Origin of the sequence: Pedobacter sp. MR2016-19 (assembly GCF_014947265.1) — a bacterium.
Classification (GTDB): Bacteria; Bacteroidota; Bacteroidia; order Sphingobacteriales; family Sphingobacteriaceae; genus Pedobacter.
The window spans coordinates 53,726-76,988 of sequence record NZ_JADCNK010000001.1; the positions used below are offsets into that span (position 1 = coordinate 53,726).

Here is a 23,263-nt window from a genome sequence, read left to right on the forward strand (position 1 = left end):
AATAGATTTTTTTTATGAAGTTATAAAAATTCATACAAACTACATCAGGCATTTTGTAGCTTTAAGCTTTCTAACTAACTTATGCATAATGAAAATTAAATTATTTCTTCCCGCAGCAAGTGTTTTGCTATTTGCGGCATGCCAGAATAAGAGCCATCAGGAAACTGATACCGTAAATGCACGTACCGAATTTTTCGATAAGGCCGGCATGGATACCACTGTAAAACCTGGTGATAACTTTTTCCTGTATGCCAATGGAAAATGGATGAAAAACACCCAGATTCCTAAAACCGAAACAGGCTGGGGTTCTTTTTATACTTTATATAATGATAACCTGAAAAATCTGAACAGCATTCTTGAAAATGCGGCGAAAGCTAATGCGGCGAAAGGAAGTAGCGAACAGAAGGTGGGCGATTTTTATACCAGTGGAATGGATACCCTTACCATTGAGAAGCTGGGTATCGAACCTATAAAACCGCTCTTAAATAAAATAGACGGGATTAAAAACGAGAAGGATTTAATCAATTTTGCTGCTGAAGGCTATAAAAATGGCGAAGGAGATTTATTAGGCTTTGGCGTAGACCCGGATGATAAATTAAGCAGTAAAAATGCTTTATCATTTTCTCAGGCCGGTCTTACCCTGCCAGATCGCAGTTACTATTTAGAACAGGACGATAAAGCAAAAAAAATCAGAGTGGAGTATATCAAATACATCACAAAGATTTTTAACCTTTCAGGCGATTCTGCGAATGCAGCTAAATATGCCGACAATATTTTAAAACTGGAAACAGCAATTGCACAGTCCCATTCAACGCCTGTTCAACTTCGTGATCCACAGAAGAATTATAACAAAATGACGGTGGCTGATTTTCAAAAACAGACCCCAAACATTGAGTGGAAATCTGTTCTGAACAAACTAGGGGCAAACACAGATACCCTTATTGTTAGGCAGCCAAAATACTATCAAACCTTATCAGCCCTGGTAAAAAGCCAGCCTATCGAAATCTGGAAAGAAAAATTAAAGTTTGATGCTTTAAATAGATCAGCCAATGCTTTTACTAAAAAATTCAGAGACGCCAAATTCGACTTTTTCGCTAAAACACTTTATGGTCAACAGGCACCAACAGAAAGATGGAAAGCTATTGTAAATGCTACCGATGATCATTTAGGAGAACTTTTAGGTCAATTATATGCTGAAAAGTACTTCAAACCAGAGGCGAAAGAGCGCATGTTAACTCTCGTAAACAATTTGCAGAAAGTATATGCTGAAAGAATCCAGAAGGTAGATTGGATGACACCGGATACCAAGAAGAAAGCTTTAGAAAAACTGAATGCATTTATCAAAAAAATCGGTTATCCTGATAAGTGGAAAAAATATGATGATGTAGAGGTGTCTAAAAATACTTACTACGCCAATCTTCAATCCGCTAATAAACATGCCTACAAAGAAATGATGGATAAATTGGGCAAAAATGTAGATAAAACTGAGTGGGGAATGACTCCGCCGACAGTTAATGCCTATTACAATCCGTCTTTCAATGAAATTGTTTTCCCAGCCGGAATTTTACAGTTCCCATTCTTTGATTTTGCAGCAGATGATGCCATTAACTATGGTGCAATTGGTGCGGTAATTGGTCACGAAATGACACATGGTTTTGACGATCAAGGTCGCCAGTACGATGCTGTAGGCAATTTAAAAGAATGGTGGACAAAAGCCGATGCTGATAAATTTAAAGCTAAAACCGGTAAAGTAGAGTCATTTTACAATAACTTCTCGCTATTGGACAATCAGCATGTAAATGGTTCTTTAACCTTAGGTGAAAACCTGGCCGATATTGGTGGATTAAACATTGCATACGATGCCTTTAAATTAACCGAACAAGGAAAAGGCGATAAAAAGGTTGATGGTTTTACGCCCGATCAACGTTTCTTCTTAAGTTTTGCACAGGTTTGGAGAATCAAAACCCGTGATGAAAGTATGCGTGTAAGATTAAAAACAGATCCACATAGCCCAGAGATGTTCCGTGTGAATGGCCCTGTGTATAATATGGAAGCATTTTATAAAGCATTTAACATTCCTGCAACTGCAAAAATGTATGTAGCACCTGCGAACAGGTTAGGAGTTTGGTAGATTAAGCGCTTAAATTTTTGTTAAAAAGTCCATTTCGATAGCCGAAATGGACTTTTTTTTTGCTTTAAAACAAATAGGGGAAAAATTTGTCTTTATCTTATTAAATAATCACCACATGAACGTAAAACGCACTTTTGGCACCATATTAACTGTACTTGGTATAATTGGTTTAATATACGCAGGCTATGGCTTTGTAAACCACAGTCAAAATACAAGGGGATTGATGGTTTATGGCATCATCGGACTAATATTTTTTGTATCAGGCATTGGCTTGGTAAAAAATACAAAAGATGAGAGTTAGTTTGTATAGGTCAAACGTTTTGAACTACCTTCAATTTCATAAACTTCATCTGCAATTTTAGCAGTACTTTCTTTATTGGTAATCAAAAGAATTCCCATGTCTGCCTTTAATATTATAAATAATTCCAAAATGAAATTCTCTGTTTTTGGAGCTAATGCGGCAATGATGTTATGATTTCAATTGAGCCAGTTGATTGAAAAACTATATGCTTCCTTTTTTAAATAATTTCAGTAACAGGATTAGTAAGTCTTTGTGCTATTTTTAAGTTTTATTGTCTTATAAACGCCGACTATAAATAATGCTACCATTAGGACATATGGTGTACTATACCCTGGGCCTAAATCAAACAATTGAAAATTGTTAATAGCAACTCCTAAAATTCCAAAAAAAACAGCTGGAAGAAAATTTATTAAATACTTCATATTGATATTTATGAATTCATACATTCAGTACGCACTGGATCTGAGAAGAGCAGGTTAAGCCCAAACAGCAATAACTAAAAATACAGGCTAAAATTCAATTCTACTAAACACTATATGTTTAAATTAGAGTTTATTATTTATATTCGTTAACAGAAAATAGGTTTCGTGTAAAAAATTGGCTGGTCTTGACCCTTTGAAAATGCCATTTGGCGTAAAATTCCTTTATTAATTATACTTTTTATGTAAAATTGGGGTTATTGTAAACGAAAGCTGATTAATATGTCGTCAACATTTTACAGCTCTTTTATAATGCTCTCAGAAATGAACGAAATCAGATACAAGAAAGTTAGTGAAAAAATTAGGATAGTCCGTTTAACTCTTGGTTATAGTCAAGAATATATGGCACAAGAATTAGGTATATCGCAGAACGTTTATTCTAAAAATGAAAGAAATATGAAAGATGTATCTTTGGAAAGAGTGATCCAGATTTGTGAGATTTTGAATATACCTTTTGAAGGATTATTGAATAATTAGGTTAGCCATTCCGCCCAAATTTCCTCAATAATAGAAAAAACACAACAACCACACCGATTGCCAGGTCAAGATAAACCCGACTTAAAATTTTCAGCCTTGGTAACTCCTAAAATAACAGCAATCATTTCTGCTTTTTTTTCTGTTTGATGATCTGGTACTGGCTAAAAGCAACCAGGCAGCCCGCCAGGATAATAATTCCAGCAGATAACAGGTTTTTAGGATTTTGGTTGATATAGTAGGCTGCTGCCAATACTAAAATTGCAGCAGCAATACCTATAATATAATGAAGTATTAATCCTTTTTTCATCCTTAAAGTTGTTTTTAAAGGTTTGAGTCACTTATTCAGTCACTAAATGACTTAAAATATGACGATTTCAGACCACAAATATTCTGAAATAAATTGAGACTGATGTCGTAGGAGATTAATCTTTTAAACTGATTCTGTTGTCAGCGAACTTCAACTGGTGACCAACGAAATCAATATCTGTCAACTCTTTAATCCGTTTAAAGGCGCTATGGTTATCATCCAGGGTTAAACGGTTGATCTTATCCTGTTTAATTGATACAATATTAGCATAGAGAAAATCGCCCTTTGCATTTATTTTTAGCTGCAGCAAGGGGGCAATACCGTTATTGCCTTTTAAGCTGAACATTCCATAGGTACAAAAATTACCCAAACTGTAAGCAATGAATTTATTTTTATAAACTTCGACTGCCCGGCTTACATGCGGACCATGCCCTAGCACCACGTCGGCACCTGCATCAATAACTGCATGTGCAAAGGCATAAACATTCCCCCTGTTTTCTTTATAAAAGATCTCATTTTTACGTGGAACATGTTCAAATCTTGCTCCTTCACCTCCGCCGTGAAAAGAAACGATCACAATATCAGCCATTAATTTTAAACGGGCCACCAAAGCTTTCGCACTATCAATTTTATTAATGGATACCGTATTCTCATTCGGGGCAAAAGCGCAGAACGCATACTTTACACTATCTTTTTCAAAAACTTCAAAAGATTTATTTACCTGTCCTGCATAATGGATCTTCAGTGAATCTAAAATCCTTGCTGTATTTTTCCTTCCCTTTGCATCAAAATCACCAACATGGTTATTGGCGATGCTCAAAACATTAAATCCTGCACCCTTATATATCCCGGCGTAGCGCTCCGGCATTCTAAAAGCGTAACAGTTATTCGGATTAATGCCATTACATTTGTTCGAATTGCCCGAATTAAGAAAACAGCCTTCCAGGTTTCCAAATACAATATCGCCTCTTAATAAACTATCAACCGCCTGGAAACTATTTACTGCATCATCGGGAGGGAGATTGGTTTTGGATGGAAATGCAGAGCCAAGCATAATATCGCCTACAGCGGTAATGGATATCGTATCCTTTATTTTTCTGATGACGGTATCTTGTTTGGCTACAGCCGGAGTAATCTGTGCATTATTGCTGGTGCAGCTAATTAAAATAATTAGCGCAAGAGCGGACATCATTAGCGTATTGATAAACTTCATCAGGTTTTTATGGTTTACAGCAATCGTCATGCTGAATTTATTTCAGCATCTATTCAATTATTAAAATGCTAAATAATAAAAAAATCCTCCAAAATTTCTTTAGGAGGATTGTGTATGTTTTTTACTGTCAACCGAAAATGGCCACTGTTAACTGAATTATTCTACTGTAAATTCTTTCTTAAACGATTCTAAAACGCGGCCACCTTTGTAAAAGTAACGGTTGTAATAAGGTTCGTTAAGGTTGCTGATGACCACGCCGCGAGAACTTGATGCATGTGCAAATCTGTTATCGCCCAGGTAAATACCAACATGTGAAATACTTCTGCTTTTAATTTTGAAGAAAACCAGATCGCCTTCTTTTAAATCTTCTTTGGATAATGGATCTACCATGCTGAAAATATCGCGCGAATTTCTTCTGATGGTGGTGTTGAAAACTTTATCGTAAATTGCTTTGGTAAAAGCAGAACAATCGATCCCTCTTTTTGTGTTTCCACCATAACTATAAGGAGTTCCGATCCATTCGTATATAAACTTATACAGTTTTAAATTCGAGGTCGCATCTACCGCAACACCCATTACCTGCGAAAAATATTGTGATGCAAGGTTATCGGGATCATTTAAGTCTTTACCAGATTCTTTTGTTTTTGTTTGCGCAAATGCGTTGGAGAGCGTGCAGATAGCGATTAGGGTAGAAAACAAAATTTTTTTAATCATGTTATACAGTTATGTTTGGGTATTCACTTACACATTAACGTACACCACATGGGCTTATTGTTGGTTGTCAAAAGTATTGATTATACAAATGTTATCCAAATGTAATGTTATAAAAAGTGAAAGTTATTAACATTTTTATTTTTTATCCACTGCTTTTGAGTAAAATTTCGGCTCCAATACCCATCTTTTTAAAATGTTTTTTCTTTTCGGATATTCCTATTTTGGTTAAACGCGCTTTATTTTTAAATTATGGAAATATGCGCTTATACAGAATTAAATTTTAGAATAAATTGAATACTTATTATGATAAAGGGCATTGATTTACTTATGTGAAATCAGCAGAAGTGTTTATGGTTTGTATTTAATTGTAAAACAAGTGTTAATTCTGATTTTAGCCCTATAACTACGATGTTTTTACACTTAAAAGTGCCAAAAATTACAATAAAAAAATTAGATTTGCTGTCGCAAAAAACAAATATCCTAAAATGAGTGCAGTAGAAATAAATAAAGATACCTGGTTAAAGTGGTTTGAGTCGATGTTGCTGATGCGCAAATTCGAAGAAAAAACCGGCCAGTTATACGGACAACAAAAAATACGTGGCTTTTGTCATTTATACATTGGACAAGAAGCTGTAGTTGCAGGTGCAATATCTGCAATGCAAAAAGGTGATTCAATGATTACAACCTACCGTGATCATGCTCATGCCTTAGCTTTAGGAGTTAGTGCTGATAGTATTATGGCAGAAATGTACGGTAAGGCTACAGGTTGCTCTAAAGGTAAAGGTGGTTCAATGCACATGTTCAGTAAAGAGCATAACTTCTACGGTGGTCATGCAATTGTTGGCGGTCAGATTCCATTAGGTGCTGGCGTTGCTTTTGCAGAAAAATACAAAGGAACTGATAATGTTAACATTTGTTATATGGGCGATGGTGCTGTGCGCCAAGGTGCATTAAACGAAACTTTTAACATGGCCATGCTTTGGAAATTGCCTGTTATTTTTGTTTGCGAAAACAATGGTTATGCAATGGGTACCTCAGTACAACGTACTACCAACATGACCGATATTTATAAAATAGGTTTAGGTTTCGATATGCCATGTGCACCAGTTGACGGTATGGATCCGGTTGCTGTACACAATGCAATGGACGAAGCAATTCAACGTGCGCGTAAAGGTGAAGGACCTACTTTCTTAGAAATGAGAACTTACCGATATCGTGGTCACTCCATGTCAGATCCGGCAAAATATCGTACCAAAGAAGAATTAGAAGATTACAAAGCAAAAGATCCGGTTGAACATGCGAGAGAAACGATCCTTAAAGAGAAGTATGCAGATCAAGCCTGGATTGAAGAGGTAGAAGCTAAAGTAAAAGGAATTGTAGATCAGGCAGTAAAATTTGCTGAAGAATCTCCTTGGCCTGATGCATCCGAACTATACAAAGATGTATATATGCAACAGGACTACCCTTACGTAATGGACTAATATTAATAAGATTTCAATTAATTAGATATAATGGCTGATGTAATTAAAATGCCCAAAATGAGCGACACCATGACCGAAGGGGTTTTGGCAAAGTGGCATAAAAAGGTGGGCGATAAAGTGAAAAGCGGCGATGTTTTGGCAGAAGTAGAAACTGACAAAGCAACAATGGATATGGAATCTTATTGGGATGGTGTCCTTTTATACGTTGGTATAGAAGAAGGAACAGCTGTTCCTGTTGATGCGATCATGGCCGTTATTGGTAAAGAAGGCGAAGATTATAAAGCTGCATTAGAAGCGGAACAATCTGGAAGTCAGGAGTCGGCAAGCCCGAAGTCTGACGGCAAAGATGAAGCTCCTAAAGCTGAAGATAAAAAAGAAGAGTCGGCACCTGCTCAGGGTGGTGGCTTAAGTGAAGAAGAATTAGCAGCAAAAGGTGTTACGGTTATCCGCATGCCTTTGTTAAGCGATACCATGACTGAAGGCGTAATTGCTGAATGGCATAAAAAAGTTGGCGATAAAGTAAAAGATGATGATGTTCTTGCTGATGTAGAAACCGATAAGGCTACTATGGAAGTAATGGGCTATGCAACCGGAACTTTATTACACATTGGTGTAGAGAAAGGTGCTGCTGCAAAAGTAAACGGAATTATCGCTATCGTTGGTCCTGAAGGAACTGATGTAAGCGGAATTTTAGCAGGCGGCTCAGCTCCGGCTCCTAAAGCTGAAACTGCTGAAGCACCTAAAGAAGAAAAACAAGCTACAACTGCTGATGCTAGCGCATCTGCTCCAGTTGCGGAAAGCGCATCAGATAGCCGTGTTAAAGCATCTCCTTTAGCTAAGAAAATTGCTAAAGATAAAGGGATCGATTTAGCACAGGTTGCAGGTAGTGCAGAAGGTGGCCGTATCATTAAAAAAGATATCGAAAACTTCAAGCCATCAGCTGCTCCAGCTAAAACTGAATCTGCATCAGCTCCGGTTGCTGAGAAAGCTGCAGCTGCTGCACCAGTTATCCCTACATTTGTTGGTGAGGTTAAGTACACCGAGCAACCTGTTTCGCAAATGCGTAAAGTAATTGCAAAACGCTTAGCTGAAAGTTTATTTACTGCCCCACATTTTTACCTGACAGTAAGTATCGATATGGACAATGCAATGGCTGCACGTACGGCAATCAACGCGGTTGCTCCTGTTAAAGTTTCTTTCAACGATATCGTAATTAAAGCGGTTGCCGTTGCCCTGAAAAAACACCCGGCTGTTAATTCATCATGGGGTGGCGATAAAATCAGATTTAACGAACATACCAACATTGGTGTAGCTATGGCTGTTGAAGATGGTTTATTGGTACCAGTAGTGCGTTTCGCTGATGGCAAATCTTTATCACACATCTCTGCAGAAGTAAAAGATTTTGGTGGTAAAGCAAAAGCTAAAAAATTACAACCTGCAGATTGGGAAGGTTCTACTTTCACTGTTTCTAATTTAGGTATGTTTGGTATTGATGAGTTTACTTCAATTATCAACTCTCCTGATGGTGCAATTTTATCAGTAGGTGCAATTCAACAAGTTCCGGTGGTTAAAAACGGTGCTGTTGTTCCTGGTAATGTAATGAAATTGACTTTAGGTTGCGATCACCGTGTGGTTGATGGTGCAACAGGAGCACAATTCTTACAAACCTTAAAAGGTCTATTAGAAGAGCCAATCAGGTTATTAGCGTAATATATTTGTCATCCTGAGCTTGTCGAAGGATCTCAGACCTAAAATTTAAAGCCATCCTTTTCGGATGGCTTTTTTATTAAATTTAATTAAATTTGGCTAGATATGTTTCTTACCTCAAGAAATGTTATTCAAAAATTAACGCTTATATTTCAATTATTAAGATGCATTTTAAATTCAAATTAATATCTATTATTTTACTGCTGGGATCGATTTCTTGTAAGAAGCAGGACAGTCCTGAGAATAAACAAATCCTAATTAATTTTGAAACAAATGGGGGCACGCCCGTAAAAAATCAATTAGTAAAGAGCGGAGCAACAATAGTTTTACCCAATAATCCTGAAAAAAATGTATGGCACTTTGATGGTTGGTATAAAGATGTAGACTATAAGGAAAAATTTGATATTAATGAACTTATTACCTCTCAAATAACATTATATGCTAAATGGAAGCCAGGATTTAAATCAGTAAACACTTTAGCTGGCGATACTAGAGGGTTTAATACAAGCTGGGGAAACACAACAGGGTATTCAGACGGATATGGCGATCAAGTTCATTTTTGGGGACTTGGAGGTATATGTAAGGGTAAAGATGGTACATTATGGATAAATGAATATTTAAATAGACGAATTAGAAAAATCACCCCGGTAGGACAGGTAATAACGGTAGCAGGCACAGGCAGGCAGGAATATAAAGATGGTTTTGGAACATCGGCTGCATTTGAAGGACCTGGTTCTGCTATGGCTACAGATAGTAAGGGCAACTTGTTTATTTTTGACAATAATAGATTACGAAAAATTGCTCCTTCAGGCGAAGTTACAACAATCGCTGGCAATGGAATACCAAAAGCAGTAGATGGCAAAGGTACGACTGCAGGATTTTGGACACCTGGTGGTATGGTTTTCGATGCAGAAGGTAATATTATATTAACTGAATGGGGTAATTCATTAATTAGAAAAATTACCCCAGATGGCACCGTTACAACATTGTGTAGAACTGCGGACCAATTCCAATTTAAAGATGGATTATTAGCTAATGCAGGGTTTAGATTTCCGCAAGGTATTTGTATTGACTCTAAAGGTGACTTATATATTGCAGATCAATTGAATAATTGTATAAGAAAGATAAGTAATGGCATTGTATCTACTTTTGCGGGTAGCGGTGAGGATGGTTACGCAGACGGTATCGGGAGAAAAGCAAAATTTAGTCAACCAACAAGGATAGTTGTAGATAAATATGATAATTTATATGTAGCCGAAACATTATTTGCTTCTTCTAGATTAAGAATGATTTCCCCAGATGGAGAAGTCTTTACAGTAATTAATGGCAATCAATATGGCTTTAAAGATGGCTTGGTAACAGATTCTAAATTTAATATTATTCGTGACATTGCATTAGATGATAATCAAAATCTTTATGTTATGGATGATTACAATTCCTTAATAAGGATGATAAAGCGATGATTACAACTCAAGATACTCTTTTGATTAGAACCTTAACTCAAAATAAATGAAAAAAATATTTCTTTTTGCTATCTGCATTACTGCAATGCTTGCCTGTAAGCAAAAAAACAGTTCTGATAATGGCGCAGAAAACAAAACCTTTGCAGCCCTTTGCGAGCAATATTATCAGGATGGATTAAAATTAAATCCTTTAAGCGCTACTTACATCGGAGATGAACGTTATAACGATCTTTTGGCAAATGACGGATCGCAAGCTTATTTAAAAGAGTTTAAAAGCTACAATCAGCGTTATCTGGATAGCCTGGGTAAATATGACCGCGAAAGCCTTGACGAAAACGATAAATTATCTTATGACTACCTGAAAGATCAACTGGAAATTAATCTGGAAGGATTAAAATACCATTCTGAATATCTCCCATTTAACCAAATGTTTGCGCTCCCCTTAACCATTGGCCAATTGGGCTCAGGCACAGGAGCACAACCTTTTAAAACGGTAAAAAATTACGAAGATTGGTTAAAACGGGTCGATGCATTTTCGGTGTGGGCCGATACGGCCATCGGAAATTTTAAAAAAGGTGCGGCAGCAGGCATTGTACTACCAAAAGCATTGGTGATAAAAATGATCCCTCAAATGCAAAGCATGGTGGCAGCCAAACCAGAAGAAAGTTTATTTTACGGACCGATCAAATTAATGCCAGCAAGTTTTTCTGCCTCAGATAAACAAAAGCTGACAGAAGCGTACCGCACATCGATCACTAATGTAATTATCCCTACCTATAAAAAATTGGCCGACTATCTACAGAACGAATATCTGCCAAAAACACGAACTACCTCTGGCTATTCAGCTATGCCCGGCGGATTGGCCTGGTACACTTATCTGGTAAAACAACAAACCACTACTAACAAAACACCGGAAGAAATCTATCAAACAGGCTTAAAAGAAGTTGCCCGGATTAAAGGTCAAATGGACAGCATCAAAAATTTAGTTGGCTTTAAGGGCGATTTGAAAGCTTTTTTCGAATACATGAAAACCGATAAAAAATTCATGCCTTATAAAACACCTCAAGAGGTGCTAGCTGCTTTTGAAAATATCCACCAGCGCATGAAACCCAACTTGAAAAAAATGTTTGAGGTAGAGCCTAAAACACCTTTCGAAATCCGGCAAACAGAAGCTTTCAGGGCTGCATCGGCAAGTGCTGAATATAATCAAGGTTCTGCAGACGGATCACGCCCAGGGATCTTTTATGTACCCATTTTAGATGCGAAAACATTTAACACTACTTCGGGTATGGAATCGCTGTTTCTTCATGAGGCAATTCCAGGCCACCATTACCAGATTTCTTTAACGCAGGAAAATAAATCACTTCCTAATTTCCGCCGTTTTGGTGGTCATAATGCTTATGTAGAAGGTTGGGCTTTATACTGCGAATCGTTAGGGAAAGAACTGGGCCTATATCAGGATCCTTATCAACACATGGGTGCACTGGGCGATGAAATGCACCGGGCCATCCGTTTAGTGGTTGATGTAGCCATTCACACCAAAAACATGAGCAGGGAGGAAGCTATAAAATACATGACAGACAATGAAGCGATTAGTACTGAAGGTGCAACAGCAGAAATTGAACGTTATATGGGCATTCCTGCACAAGCTTTAGGCTACAAAACCGGCGCAATGAAAATAAGGGAATTGAGAAGCAAATATGAGAAGGAATTAGGTCCGAAGTTTAAATTAGCAGCTTTTCATACCGCTGTTTTAAAAGATGGGTCGTTTCCTTTATCAGTTTTTGAAGCGAAGATGGATGCCTGGGCCGAGAGCCAGAAGTAGTTTATATCTTTTTATTGATACTAGAAAGTGTTTCCCGCAGATTTCGCAAAGAACGCAGATAAACCATTCATCTCAGCGTTTTTCGTAGCGATCGGCAGGAAACACTCATCAAAGACCATTCACTTTTCTCCAGATTGACTGTGATATGTTTGAAGAATTAAAATTAACAAGCAATCCAAGTCGTAAGCCAGAAAGTTTCAGATAAGTAAGTACCTGCTTATGGTGAACTGGCGCAAGTGTTTCTACTGATTTTACTTCGATAATGACCAGATCGTTTATTAATAAATCTATCCGATAGCCGGCATCAAGGGTTATACCTTCAAAAACAACCGGTAATTTTACCTGTTGCTTAACATCTAAGCCATTTTTGGTTAAAACATAAGTCAGTACCGTTTCGTAAACAGATTCTAATAAACCGGGGCCTAATGCATTGTAAACTGTAAATATTGCACCTCTTATTTGATAGGAGATATCATTCTCATCCATAGTATAAAAATTTAATGGGTATTCTTAAATGAGGATGATTAACTAAAAATATTATAATCTCTGTAATTATCAAAATTATAAATTCAGTTTAAGAAAAAGAGAGCAACTCTGCGTTTATCTTCTTAAATCTGCGGGAGAAAAACCTGACAAACCTAAACCCTTTTCCAATTCCTTTGTTAATTATTAAACACCCGAAAATCATGGACAAAGAAAAATTGATACAAGAAGCTTACTTAGTTGCACATAAAATAGAGGAGAACGGCAATTTCCCTAACAATCCCAAATTACCGTTAATGATTTACAAAGGTACGTTCAGGTTACATCCTGATGATACTGAAGAAGTAATCAAAAAAGTTTTCGCACAGAATGGGTACACAAATGCCTGGGTAGATGGCATTTTTGACTATCACCATTACCATAGCAATACACACGAAGTAATGGGTGTATTTTGCGGCAAGGCCGATGTACAGTTTGGAGGGGACCATGGCGTTTGTATAGAGCTGGATAAAGGTGACGTAATTATCATCCCTGCAGGCGTAGCACACAAAAAACTGAACTCAAGCGACGACTTCACTGTTGTTGGCGCATATCCAAATGGTTCAGATTACGACATGAAATATGGGAAAGCTGAAGAGCGACCTGAAGCAGATGAAACCATTGCCAACGTGAAAAATCCAGACAACGACCCTGTTTATGGAAGTAAAGGTCACTTATTTGAGTGCTGGTACAATCAAAATTGCGAAAATGTGTAAAACTCTTTCGTTTTAACCGTCTAAAATTCTTTAATTTTCGGGTTTTAAATATACTACCCTTATTATAAATGAATTTTCGATATATATGTTCAGCATTAGCCCTCTCTGCAACTTTATTAACTGCTTGTTCAAGCAAAAAATCTGAAGAGAAAAAGGCTGCTGAAAAAAAAATCCGCACCAAAGAAGATGATAAAGCGGATAGCCTTTTATTGGTTTATAACCCACAAAAAGGCGACAAATGGATTGCCGATTTTGTAGATAATCTACATAAAAAATATGGTTTTAACGGAAATATGCTGGTGGCAAAAGACGGAAAAATCCTTTACGAAAAAGCGATCGGTTGGGCCGATTACCTCCACAGAGATAGTTTGACGATCAACTCAGAGTTTGAATTAGCCTCCATTACCAAAACATTTACCGGCACGGCGATTATGCAATTGGTGGAGGCCGGAAAACTTTCGTTAAACGATAACGTAAAAAAGTTCTACCCTAATTTTCCTTATGAGGGCATTACCGTAAAACTATTGCTTTCTCACCGAAGTGGCATGATGAATTACGTTTACTTTATTGATGATATCTGGCGTAAGGAAAAACGCAATATGAAAAAAGGGGTTACCAATCAGGAAGTAATGAATGTTATTGCTGAGCGGAAACCAAACCCATACACCAAACCAGATAACCGATTCCATTATAACAACTCAAATTTTATGGTGTTGGGTGCCATCATAGAAAAGGTAACCGGACAGCGCTATTCGCAATACATGATGGAACATGTGTTTAAACCAGCCGGATTAAAACATACACATGTATATAGCACAACCGAGTATGAAAAAATTCCGGTTGACGTAGTTGGCCACGACCGCAATAGTTTTAGATACTCTGTTGCACAGAACTTTCTGGATGGGCCAGTTGGAGATAAAGGCATTTATAGTACGGTACACGATTTGGTGCTGTTTGATAAATATTTGAAAAATGGAAGATTATTAAGTAAAAAGAGCCTCGATTCTGCCTATACCGGACACAATAAGCCTATTAATGGTCACTTCAACTATGGTTATGGCTGGAGAATGTTTGATGGCGAAAAAATGGACAAAGTGGTATACCATACGGGTTGGTGGCATGGTTTCCGCCATATTTATGTAAGAGATCTAAACAAAAACATTGTTATTGTGTTTTTAGGCAACCTGACCAACGGAAGTTTAATGCATCTCGATGATCTGTATAAACACTTCGACATGCCGATTATCCGCAAAGGGGCATACCATGGCAATGGCAGTTTGCCAGGTTCAGACGAAGATTAAATTTATGGCAAAAACAAAATGGATTATCGGACCGGGTACATTAACCATCTATCCTAAAAGAAATTTAAGGATAGTTGGGCTTATATTTTTTGTACTGATTGCGACCTTTATTTTCTTTTTATCGAAATCGGTACAGGGTTATTCTCCTGGCCTCACTCTTGGCTATTATGGCTTCCTGTTATTAATTCCGTTACTGCTGATTTTTATTGCCGAAACAAAAGTAATTTTTGATGGGAACAGCAGGGTTTTATATAAAAAAATTGCGTTTTTACCGACTGGATCAATCCCTTTTGATGATATCGCCTCAGTAGAGCCATACGAAGTGCTGGGAAGCGGCTTTAATTATAAACTGTTCAAAAAAAGCAACAGACATGGCAGAGGCTTACTTGTTTCTTCCGGTTATAGTAAAGCCACCAATGCCAACCTGATCGCTTTTCAACAGGAGGTATTACCAAAGATTGATGAGCTTGTGTTTGCCAATGCACCGGTAATTCCTAAGCAGACCATTTACGATTTTAAGTTTTTCAAAGAAGGAGGAGGTGTTTACCTCTTGCGGGATAATAAGATAGGAAGTTTTATTTTGGGGTTGATTTTTATCGGTGCTACTGTTGCTATATTGTTTAGCCCCGATTTTTTATCAAACGAAGGATCTATTCAAAAAATACTCCTGACCTATTTCCCGGCAGCCATAGGCTTGGCACTTCTTTTTGCAGCAACATCCAACATCCGCTTTGATAAAAGCCAAAGGAAAATTATCCGTTCTACTTTTGCCGGCCGTTTTAAAAAAGATTACCCTTTTGATGATCTAATCCGTTTTCAGGTGATCCGTAAAACAACTAATCTTATTTATTCCGGCACTGAAGTCAGGGCAGAGATTTTTTTGCCTGCCAAAAATAAAACAATCATCTTAAACCTTAAAAGCTTTATAGGTACTAAAAAGATTGAGCGCTTCCTTGATGAGGCCAATACGATTTTGGGCCGGATTTAGTTTCACTATAAAACAAAACGATTATGTTCGATAAATTATTTGCGGCTCAACAAAAAGCCGAAGAAGTTAAAAAGCGTCTGGATACGATCTCGGTGTTTGGCGAAGTTGAAAATGGTGCAATAAAAATCACCGCTACAGCCAACAAATCCATCACAGGAATTTCCATTGATGAGGAGTTTTTGAAAAACGCCGATAAGGAAGAATTGGAAGAACTTTTATTAACTGCAATTAACAAAGCGATGGCAAGTGCCGAACAGGTTAGTGCTGCCGAAATGCAGGCCTCGGCGCAGGATATGCTAGGTGGCCTGGGTGGTATGTTTGGCCAATAATATCGTTAATCAATCTTGATACTTAATTCTCCATACTTGATACTAAAAACCCTCTACTTGATACTAAAACTATGAAATACACCTATTATGGCCAATCTTGTTTCTTACTAGAAGCAGCTGGCAAAAAATTATTGTTCGATCCATTTATATCACATAATCCACTAGCTAAAAATGTAGATATTAAAGCGATTGAAGCTGATTATATTTTAGTGAGCCATGGTCATGGCGACCACGTAGCCGACTTGGTTGAATTGGCTAAACAAACCCAGGCGACTGTTATTGCAATGCCTGAGATTACCGATTGGGCTTCTAAACAAGGTGTGGAAAAAGTACACGGAATGAATTTTGGTAAATTTACTTTTGATTGGGGAACTGTACGCATGGTACCCGCTACACACTCATCAGGTTTACCAGATGGAAGTTACGGCGGAAATCCTGCTGGTTTTGTACTTGAAGTTGATGGCAAACAGATTTACTTTGCTGGTGATACAGGTTTAACCATAGAAATGAAGGTTTTGGCTGATATTTACAACCTTGATTATGCCATTTTACCTATCGGTGGAAATTACACGATGGATGTTGATGATGCTTTGATTGCAACGAAATATTTCGATTGCGATAAGGTGATCGGCGTTCATTACAATACCTTCCCAGTAATTGAAATTGATACCAAAGCTGCTTTAGATAAATTTGAGCGCGAAAACAAAACTTTATTGTTGCCAGAAATTGGTGAGACAATAAGTTTATAGTTTCGGCGAACCGTCATTTCGACTAAAGTGCAACGGAATGGAGAAATCTATCTCGAGGTAGATCTCTCCGCTACACTGCGTTCCGGTCGAGATGACGATTTTTTTTGCAGAGTGCACGCTTAAGGAGTAATCCATGTGGCGTAAAAACAAAAAAGGGCCTCCGATTTTCATTGGAGACCCTTCAAATTATAAACCTGAACCTAATTCTTTTTAGCAGCGGCAGCTTTGTTTGCTTTGTAACGCATATCTGCTGTACCATCTTTTTTAGTTGGACCAGCAACTTTAGTTACTGCTTTTGCTTTATTTTCTTTAAAACGTTTATCTGGCGTACCATCTGCTTTTACTTTAGCAGCTGTAGTAGTTGTTTTAGTTTCTACTTTTTTAGCCTCTTGTTTTACGCCTGCTTTAACAGGTGCAGTTGTTGTTTTTACTTCTTTTTTGGCAACAGTTTTAGCTTTAGTAGCTGTAGCTGGTGTTTGAGCAAATGCTGTTGTTAAACCAAATGCTGCGATTGCGATTAAACTCAATAACTTTTTCATAATTTCTGATTTTTGTTTTACTCGTTTATTTTGTTGATATAAAATTCATAAATCGATATGAAGTTTTAATGAAGATAACTAATTTTTATTTTTAATGCGCAGCCAACCAATTATCGCCCTCTCCAATTTCTACAACAATCGGTACAGTTAATTTAATCGCATTGGCCATTTTATCCTGAATAATTGCTTTCATTACTTCTTTTTCAGACCTTAATACATCAAACACCAACTCATCATGCACTTGCATAGTCATAGTTGATTGCAAATTTTGTGCTTTCATCTCTTTGTGGATATTGATCATAGCAATCTTGATCATATCCGCTGCAGAGCCCTGTATAGGTGCGTTAATGGCATTTCGTTCAGCAAAACCTCTTACTGTCTGATTGGCGGAGTTAATGTCTCTCAAATAGCGTCTTCTACCCATTATGGTTTCTACAAATCCATTCTCGCGGGCAAAATTCATGGTATCGCTCATGTAACGTTTAATACCAGGATATTGCGCAAAGTATTGTTCAATAATTTCGGCAGCTTCTTTACGTGGAATACCCAGGTTCTGCGACAAACCAAAAGCCGATTGACCGTAAATAATACCAAAGTTAACTGCTTTTGCATTTCTACGTTGCGTTCCATCAACCTCTTCAATGCTTACACCATATACTTTTGCTGCTGTTGCCGTGTGGATATCTATCCCTTTATTAAAAGCATCAAGCATATTTTCTTCTTTGCTGATTTCGGCAATAATGCGCAATTCTATCTGCGAATAATCGGCCGATAGCAATATGTGGTTTTCATCTCTTGCAATAAAAGCTTTACGTACTTCCCTGCCACGTTCTGTACGGATTGGGATGTTCTGTAAATTCGGGTTATTGGAGCTTAATCTTCCGGTTGCTGCAACGGCCTGATTGTAGGATGTGTGTACCCTGCCAGTTTTGGGGTTAACCATTAGTGGCAATGCATCAACATAGGTTGATTTAAGTTTCTGTAACTGGCGGAAATCTAAAATATCCTTTACAATATCACTTTTACTGGCTAGCGCCATTAAAACATCTTCTCCGGTTTGGTACTGACCGGTTTTAGTTTTTTTAGCTTTCGGGTCGAGCTGAAGTTTATCAAATAAAACCTCTCCCAGTTGTTTCGGCGAAGCCAGGTTAAATTTAATTCCGGCTTTGTCGTACACATTCTGTTCGAACTTGATAATTTCTGTTTCAAGCTCTTTAGAATAGGCCTGTAAAGTTTCGATATCAATTCGAACGCCTTCCTTTTCTATATCTGCCAATACATAAACCAAAGGATTTTCAATTTCTTCGGCAAGTTTGGCTGCATTTAACTCTTTTAATTTTGGTTCAAAGATGTGTGCTAACTGCAGAGTTACATCGGCATCTTCAGCTGCATAATCTACAACATCAATTACCGGAACATCGCGCATGGTGCCCTGGTTTTTACCTTTTGCACCGATCAGTTTGGTAATCGAGATCGGAGAGTAACCAAGATAATTCTCTGATAATACATCCATCCCATGTCGGGTATCGGGATCGATTAAATAATGCGCAAGCATGGTATCGAAAAGCTTGCCTTTTACTTCTACGCCATACCATTTTAAAACCAGGATATCATATTTGGTATTCTGGCCGATTTTCTCAATGGCCTCATTTTCCAATATCACCCTAAATTCATCAACAATTAATTGTGCTTCTTCCCTTTCTGCAGGCACTGGGATATAATAACCTGTTCCAGGTTTAATGGAGAATGACAAGCCTACTAAATCGGCCATGTTTGCATCAGTGCCAGTAGTTTCGGTATCAAAGGAGATTCGCTTTTCGGCAAGTAATAATTTGATCAAATCAGCACGCTGCTCAGCCGAGTCGACCAGCTGGTAATCGTGTTCAGTATTTTCAATGGTTTTGGTTGGAAGTTTTTCTGCCGGTTCTTCTTCCAGTGTGTTGGTATATTGAATGGTTTCTCCTGATTGATTGCCGAATAAATCTGTTTGCGTACCCTCCTGAAAGCGCGCTGTGGTTACCGAAAATTCATCTCCAAATACCCTGCGTCCTAAAGTCCTGAATTCTAATTCGGTAAATAATGGTTCTAATAAATCACGGCTCGGATCACAGAGTTCTAAACTGGCCTCATCCAATTCAACGGGAACATCCAAGAGAATTGTCGCTAGTTTTTTAGACATTAATCCCTGTTGTGCAAAGTTTTCTACGTTTTCGCGTTGTTTCCCTTTTAGCTCGTGGGAGTTTGCAATAATGTTCTCCATAGAGCCATATTGTTTGATCAGGGCTTTTGCGGTTTTTTCGCCGATGCCCGGAATACCTGGGATATTATCTACAGCATCGCCCCATAAGCCCAGGATATCGATCACCTGCAATACATTTTCGATCTCCCATTTAGCCAATACTTCTTTTACACCCAATATTTCCATATCGTTACCCATACGGGCTGGTTTGTAAATAAAAATATTTTCAGAAACCAGTTGTGCAAAATCCTTATCAGGTGTCATACAATAAACCTGATACCCCTTTTGTTCCGCTTTTTTGGCCAGTGTACCAATAATATCATCAGCCTCATAACCATCAGAAGTAATTACGGGGATATTGAAACCTGTAATCAATTTAATTACATAAGGCATTGCTGCTGCCAGATCTTCAGGCATGGCCTGACGGTGTGCTTTATAGGCCTCAAAAGAGGTATGCCTTTCAGTTGGGGCTTCAGTATCAAAAACCACTGCAATGTGTGTCGGTTTTTCTTTCTTCAAAACATCTAATAAGGTATTGGTAAAGCCCATTACTGCCGATGTATTGATACCTGTTGAGGTAAAGCGCGGATTTTTACTTAATGCAAAATGCGCCCTGTACATTAGCGCCATACCGTCGAGGAGAAAGAGTTTTTTATTCATGTGATTACACCGATTTTATGATTACACCGATAGTCCATTAATTGTACCTATTGGTGATAAATTAACCAAAGTTAAAGGTTTAGAAGAGATATACATTCAATTTAACTGAAAAAGAACGCTAATAATATCATTATAAAATTAATGAGGCTATGAAATAAGATGGAGTAGATTAAGCCATATTTAATGCGGAGATATCCCAGCGATAGTCCACCAAATAATTGTGAGATAACAAATATAATAAATGCCGGGTCGCTAAGCGTTAAGTCTTTGATGTTGGTTAAATGCATTAAACCAAATATTATAGCTGAATAGTAAAAGAGATATCCGAAAGATTGACGTTGGAAAACAATTCTTCTACGGATATCCATTCTTTTAAAGTATCTGCGTAAAATGAGGGATATAAAAAAGAAAATAATATAAATTGGCAATTTGAGAAAATTGCTGTTTATGAAATAATCAGATATCAGGGCTAGGGTAAAGCATATAAAGTATATAGGAAGATATTTTCCTCTTAAATGCCACCTGAAAAAAGATTCTTCCAATAGAGGAGCTAAAATACACCCGATCAATAGCGCTACCAGTAGGCCAAACTTTTTCAGGACATCAATTTTTTCTACATATTCATCGATAACTTTAAAATGCACCAGAATATAATAAATACCCATTATAATACCTGCAAATATTAAATCGAGTAGGAGCAACCATAAGAGATCTCTCCAAAGAGATTTATTATCTTTACTGAGTTTTAGAAGTTTTGGCTTTTTTAAGAAATCCCAAAATGCAGAGAGCGTTTCAATCATTACTGTTTTTGGATATTATTTTTAAATAATTTACGTTGTATCCCGATATTGCTAACTTATGAAGATTTTCAACCTTTTTATTTTATTTTTTTCAATAGCGTTCACCACTTATGCACAGGATTTTATCGTTAAAAATAACGACGATGTAATCCGCGGAACGATAAAAGGAACCGATTATTTTTCGGTGTTTATTAGCGCCAATGATGAGGCTGATGTGATTTTGCCGGCCAAGGATGTGAAAAATTTCTTCTGGAATGGTGATAGTTTTGTGAGCAAGGGATTTGCAAATGGGCGCAATTTCGAATATCGTTTTGTTAAAGTAATCGAAATAGGAACTGTTAACCTTTATTCCTTTGGCGGAGGCACCCTGGTTCCTCAGGTGAAAGAGAAAAAGGTAAAATTCAGGCCTTCAATTGGTATTGGAACAGGCACTGGTGGTTATGGTGGCATGGGTATGGGCGGAGGCATCAGCATCGGCGGCGGACGTAATGGAGCACTGGAAAGACCTGCAGGCGCACCTGTTGTGCGCTACTTTATTGAAAAACCTGGCGCCGGACCTTTACAGGAAGTACCCATGAAAGCGATAACCGAGGACAGCAAAAAGATTGAGGTGAAGAATATTCTGTTGCAGAAAATGGGAGACCAACCTGCCTTAAAAGCCAAGGTAGAAGCCGGAACGGATTTTAATAGCAGAGAGGTAATTGAATGGGTTAAGGAATATAATGCAACAAGGAAATAGCGCCAGGATTAATAATAGATTTTTAGGGTTGCAGGATCGTCTAAATAAGATCTTCGTGCTTTAGCTTTACATATATGGCTAAACTGATAAGCTTATCGTTTTTAAATTCACAGTTCTCAATTGTTTTGTGATAGTCAAAGTCAAGTTTTTGCAGCACTTTTCTGCTGTTTTCATTTTCAGTTTCAACCATAGCCTCGATTTTTCTTAAGCCTAATTTCTCAAAGGCATAATTACAAATGGAATTTGCTACTTCTTTAATGATGCCTTTTCCCCAATGTTCGGGCAACAGCCAAAAACCGATTTCAGCCTTTTGATCCGTTTTACTTAAATCATTAAGTCCAATGGCACCTAAGCAAACAAGGCTTTCTTTATCACAAATTGCCAACCAAATACCAGTTTCATTTTTTTGAAGCTCATTGAACCAGATCAATTGTTCATTGGTTTCCTCCAGGTTTGCATAGCGCACACCATAATAGCGGATCACATCCGGATGGGATAATCCTTCAAAAATAAATACCAGATCGTCAGAACAAAATTGCCTCAATAAAAATCTATCGGTAAGTATTGTAGCTGAAGTAAACATTATCTGGCACAACAGTTTAACAAGTGGTCGTTCACCATCCCAGTTGCCTGCATGTGTGCATAACAGATGGTGGTGCCAAAAAATTTGAAACCACGTTTTTTCATGTCTTTGCTGATCCGATCAGAAAGTTCTGTTCGTGGAGGAACATCACTCATTTTTTCGATGTGATTTTGGATTGGTTTGCCACCAGGAACAAAACTCCACATGTATTTAGAGAAACTGCCAAATTCTTTCTGAATCCCAATAAATAATTTAGCGTTGGTAATGGCTCCGTTAACTTTTAAACGGTTGCGGATAATGCCTTCATCATTCATCAAACGCTCTACATCTTTTTCAGTAAAAGCAGCTACTTTTTTAACCTCAAAATTGGCAAAGGCTTTACGGTAGTTTTCCCGTCTTCGAAGGATAGTAATCCAGCTTAAACCAGCCTGTGCGCCTTCGAGTATTAAAAATTCGAATAGGATTTTATCATCGTAGACGGGTTTTCCCCATTCTTCATCGTGGTATTTGATGTAAAGTGGATCGGTGCCAGCCCAGGTGCAACGTACTATTGAGTCCAGAGTCTTGAGTCCTGAGTCTTGAGTCATATTATGCGAATTTTGCAGGATGGCTAATCATAAAATTTAATAGTTTGCTTATTTCTTCACATTGAGCATCCAAGTAATTGAATTTTTCTTCAGAGATATAATTACAGGCGAGCGCTACATCTAACCAAACTTGCGTTTCACCATTTTCCATATCTGCATCTGATAGTTTACTAATAAAATGATTAGGGTATCTTCTCTTTTTGTAGGCTTCACCAATACTGCTACATACAGATCTTGAAGATCTACGCATCTGATCTACCAGGCTGTAATGCTCTGATTTAGGGAAATCTTTCGTTAAATTAAAGACGTCCATCAAAAGAGCAAATCCTTTTTTATAAGCGATTAATTCTATAAACTTTCCCATGTTTTTTTTAAACTAATATAATAATTTGGGAAGAGAAAGAGACTATATA

23 protein-coding genes are annotated in these 23,263 nt (G+C 37.6%); 13 read left to right on the top strand and 10 right to left on the bottom strand.

The window, feature by feature from the left end; translation table 11 throughout:
• Positions 1 to 88: 88 nt before the first annotated feature.
• The 3 genes from IM793_RS00250 (at position 89) to IM793_RS25070 (ending at position 3,388) form a co-directional block, all read left to right on the top strand.
• Complete coding sequence (locus IM793_RS00250) at positions 89 to 2,131, top strand: M13 family metallopeptidase (RefSeq protein ID WP_193419205.1); 2,043 nt, start codon at positions 89 to 91, stop codon at positions 2,129 to 2,131.
• A gap of 115 nt (positions 2,132 to 2,246) precedes the next feature.
• Positions 2,247 to 2,432, top strand: coding sequence for a hypothetical protein (locus IM793_RS00255; RefSeq protein WP_193419206.1), 186 nt, complete (start codon positions 2,247 to 2,249; stop codon positions 2,430 to 2,432).
• Positions 2,433 to 3,175: 743 nt separating this feature from the next.
• Positions 3,176 to 3,388: a helix-turn-helix domain-containing protein gene (locus IM793_RS25070; protein WP_193419207.1), complete on the top strand. Its 213-nt coding sequence runs from the start codon at positions 3,176 to 3,178 to the stop codon at positions 3,386 to 3,388.
• Positions 3,389 to 3,509: 121 nt separating this feature from the next.
• Here the strand turns inward: IM793_RS25070 and IM793_RS00265 are convergent, their stop codons facing one another.
• The 3 genes from IM793_RS00265 to IM793_RS00275 all read right to left on the bottom strand — a co-directional run bounded on the left by IM793_RS00265 (position 3,510) and on the right by IM793_RS00275 (position 5,622).
• Complete coding sequence (locus IM793_RS00265; RefSeq protein ID WP_193419208.1) at positions 3,510 to 3,695, bottom strand: hypothetical protein; 186 nt, start codon at positions 3,693 to 3,695, stop codon at positions 3,510 to 3,512.
• 115 nt (positions 3,696 to 3,810) lie between these two features.
• Positions 3,811 to 4,938, bottom strand: a complete 1,128-nt coding sequence (locus IM793_RS00270; RefSeq protein ID WP_227256084.1) for a CapA family protein — start codon at positions 4,936 to 4,938, stop codon at positions 3,811 to 3,813.
• A 126-nt stretch (positions 4,939 to 5,064) separates the two neighbouring features.
• Positions 5,065 to 5,622 (bottom strand): C40 family peptidase, encoded by a 558-nt coding sequence (locus IM793_RS00275; RefSeq protein ID WP_193419209.1) that lies wholly within the window; start codon positions 5,620 to 5,622, stop codon positions 5,065 to 5,067.
• 485 nt (positions 5,623 to 6,107) lie between these two features.
• Here IM793_RS00275 and pdhA point away from each other — a divergent pair, with 485 nt between their 5' ends.
• From pdhA to IM793_RS00295, 4 genes are all read left to right on the top strand, one after another.
• Positions 6,108 to 7,103 carry a pyruvate dehydrogenase (acetyl-transferring) E1 component subunit alpha gene (pdhA, locus tag IM793_RS00280; protein ID WP_121285870.1) on the top strand — a complete coding sequence of 332 codons (996 nt, stop codon included), beginning with the start codon at positions 6,108 to 6,110 and terminating at the stop codon, positions 7,101 to 7,103.
• 30 nt (positions 7,104 to 7,133) lie between these two features.
• Positions 7,134 to 8,813, top strand: a complete 1,680-nt coding sequence (locus tag IM793_RS00285) for a pyruvate dehydrogenase complex dihydrolipoamide acetyltransferase (protein ID WP_193419210.1) — start codon at positions 7,134 to 7,136, stop codon at positions 8,811 to 8,813.
• A 92-nt stretch (positions 8,814 to 8,905) separates the two neighbouring features.
• A complete protein-coding gene (locus IM793_RS00290; RefSeq protein ID WP_193419211.1) occupies positions 8,906 to 10,273 on the top strand; it encodes an InlB B-repeat-containing protein in 1,368 nt (455 codons plus the stop codon).
• 46 nt (positions 10,274 to 10,319) lie between these two features.
• Positions 10,320 to 12,098, top strand: coding sequence for a DUF885 family protein (locus tag IM793_RS00295; RefSeq protein WP_193419212.1), 1,779 nt, complete (start codon positions 10,320 to 10,322; stop codon positions 12,096 to 12,098).
• Positions 12,099 to 12,206: 108 nt separating this feature from the next.
• On the opposite strand, the gene IM793_RS00300 is transcribed toward IM793_RS00295, so the two are convergent.
• A complete protein-coding gene (locus IM793_RS00300) occupies positions 12,207 to 12,584 on the bottom strand; it encodes a GxxExxY protein (RefSeq protein WP_193419213.1) in 378 nt (125 codons plus the stop codon).
• A 200-nt stretch (positions 12,585 to 12,784) separates the two neighbouring features.
• Between IM793_RS00300 and IM793_RS00305 the strand changes: the two genes are divergently transcribed.
• The 5 genes from IM793_RS00305 (at position 12,785) to IM793_RS00325 (ending at position 16,703) form a co-directional block, all read left to right on the top strand.
• The gene (locus IM793_RS00305) at positions 12,785 to 13,336 is read left to right on the top strand and encodes a cupin domain-containing protein (RefSeq protein WP_132395476.1); all 552 of its coding nucleotides are present in this window, start codon (positions 12,785 to 12,787) and stop codon (positions 13,334 to 13,336) included.
• 68 nt (positions 13,337 to 13,404) lie between these two features.
• Entirely contained in the window at positions 13,405 to 14,637 is a 1,233-nt protein-coding gene (locus tag IM793_RS00310; protein WP_193419214.1) for a serine hydrolase, read from the top strand.
• Between the two features lie 4 nt (positions 14,638 to 14,641).
• Complete coding sequence (locus IM793_RS00315) at positions 14,642 to 15,625, top strand: hypothetical protein (protein WP_193419215.1); 984 nt, start codon at positions 14,642 to 14,644, stop codon at positions 15,623 to 15,625.
• Positions 15,626 to 15,648: 23 nt separating this feature from the next.
• Entirely contained in the window at positions 15,649 to 15,954 is a 306-nt protein-coding gene (locus IM793_RS00320) for a YbaB/EbfC family nucleoid-associated protein (RefSeq protein WP_121285851.1), read from the top strand.
• Positions 15,955 to 16,025: 71 nt separating this feature from the next.
• Positions 16,026 to 16,703 carry a metal-dependent hydrolase gene (locus IM793_RS00325; RefSeq protein ID WP_193419216.1) on the top strand — a complete coding sequence of 226 codons (678 nt, stop codon included), beginning with the start codon at positions 16,026 to 16,028 and terminating at the stop codon, positions 16,701 to 16,703.
• A 200-nt stretch (positions 16,704 to 16,903) separates the two neighbouring features.
• Here the strand turns inward: IM793_RS00325 and IM793_RS00330 are convergent, their stop codons facing one another.
• The 3 genes from IM793_RS00330 to IM793_RS00340 all read right to left on the bottom strand — a co-directional run bounded on the left by IM793_RS00330 (position 16,904) and on the right by IM793_RS00340 (position 20,941).
• Positions 16,904 to 17,242 carry a hypothetical protein gene (locus tag IM793_RS00330; RefSeq protein ID WP_193419217.1) on the bottom strand — a complete coding sequence of 113 codons (339 nt, stop codon included), beginning with the start codon at positions 17,240 to 17,242 and terminating at the stop codon, positions 16,904 to 16,906.
• Between the two features lie 91 nt (positions 17,243 to 17,333).
• Positions 17,334 to 20,141, bottom strand: a complete 2,808-nt coding sequence (polA, locus tag IM793_RS00335) for a DNA polymerase I (protein ID WP_193419218.1) — start codon at positions 20,139 to 20,141, stop codon at positions 17,334 to 17,336.
• A gap of 101 nt (positions 20,142 to 20,242) precedes the next feature.
• Positions 20,243 to 20,941: a type II CAAX prenyl endopeptidase Rce1 family protein gene (locus IM793_RS00340; protein WP_193419219.1), complete on the bottom strand. Its 699-nt coding sequence runs from the start codon at positions 20,939 to 20,941 to the stop codon at positions 20,243 to 20,245.
• A 58-nt stretch (positions 20,942 to 20,999) separates the two neighbouring features.
• On the opposite strand from IM793_RS00340, the gene IM793_RS00345 reads away from it, so the two are divergent.
• A complete protein-coding gene (locus tag IM793_RS00345) occupies positions 21,000 to 21,680 on the top strand; it encodes a hypothetical protein (protein WP_193419220.1) in 681 nt (226 codons plus the stop codon).
• Between the two features lie 40 nt (positions 21,681 to 21,720).
• Here IM793_RS00345 and IM793_RS00350 read toward each other — a convergent pair whose 3' ends face one another.
• From IM793_RS00350 to IM793_RS00360, 3 genes are read right to left on the bottom strand one after another with little or no spacing between them, the layout of a single operon-like run.
• Positions 21,721 to 22,263 carry a GNAT family N-acetyltransferase gene (locus tag IM793_RS00350; RefSeq protein ID WP_193419221.1) on the bottom strand — a complete coding sequence of 181 codons (543 nt, stop codon included), beginning with the start codon at positions 22,261 to 22,263 and terminating at the stop codon, positions 21,721 to 21,723.
• Positions 22,263 to 22,850, bottom strand: coding sequence for a DNA-3-methyladenine glycosylase I (locus tag IM793_RS00355; protein WP_193419222.1), 588 nt, complete (start codon positions 22,848 to 22,850; stop codon positions 22,263 to 22,265). Before IM793_RS00355 ends, IM793_RS00350 begins: the two co-directional genes overlap by 1 nt.
• Before the next feature lies 1 nt (position 22,851).
• Positions 22,852 to 23,214, bottom strand: a complete 363-nt coding sequence (locus IM793_RS00360; RefSeq protein WP_193419223.1) for a four helix bundle protein — start codon at positions 23,212 to 23,214, stop codon at positions 22,852 to 22,854.
• Positions 23,215 to 23,263 lie beyond the last annotated feature (49 nt).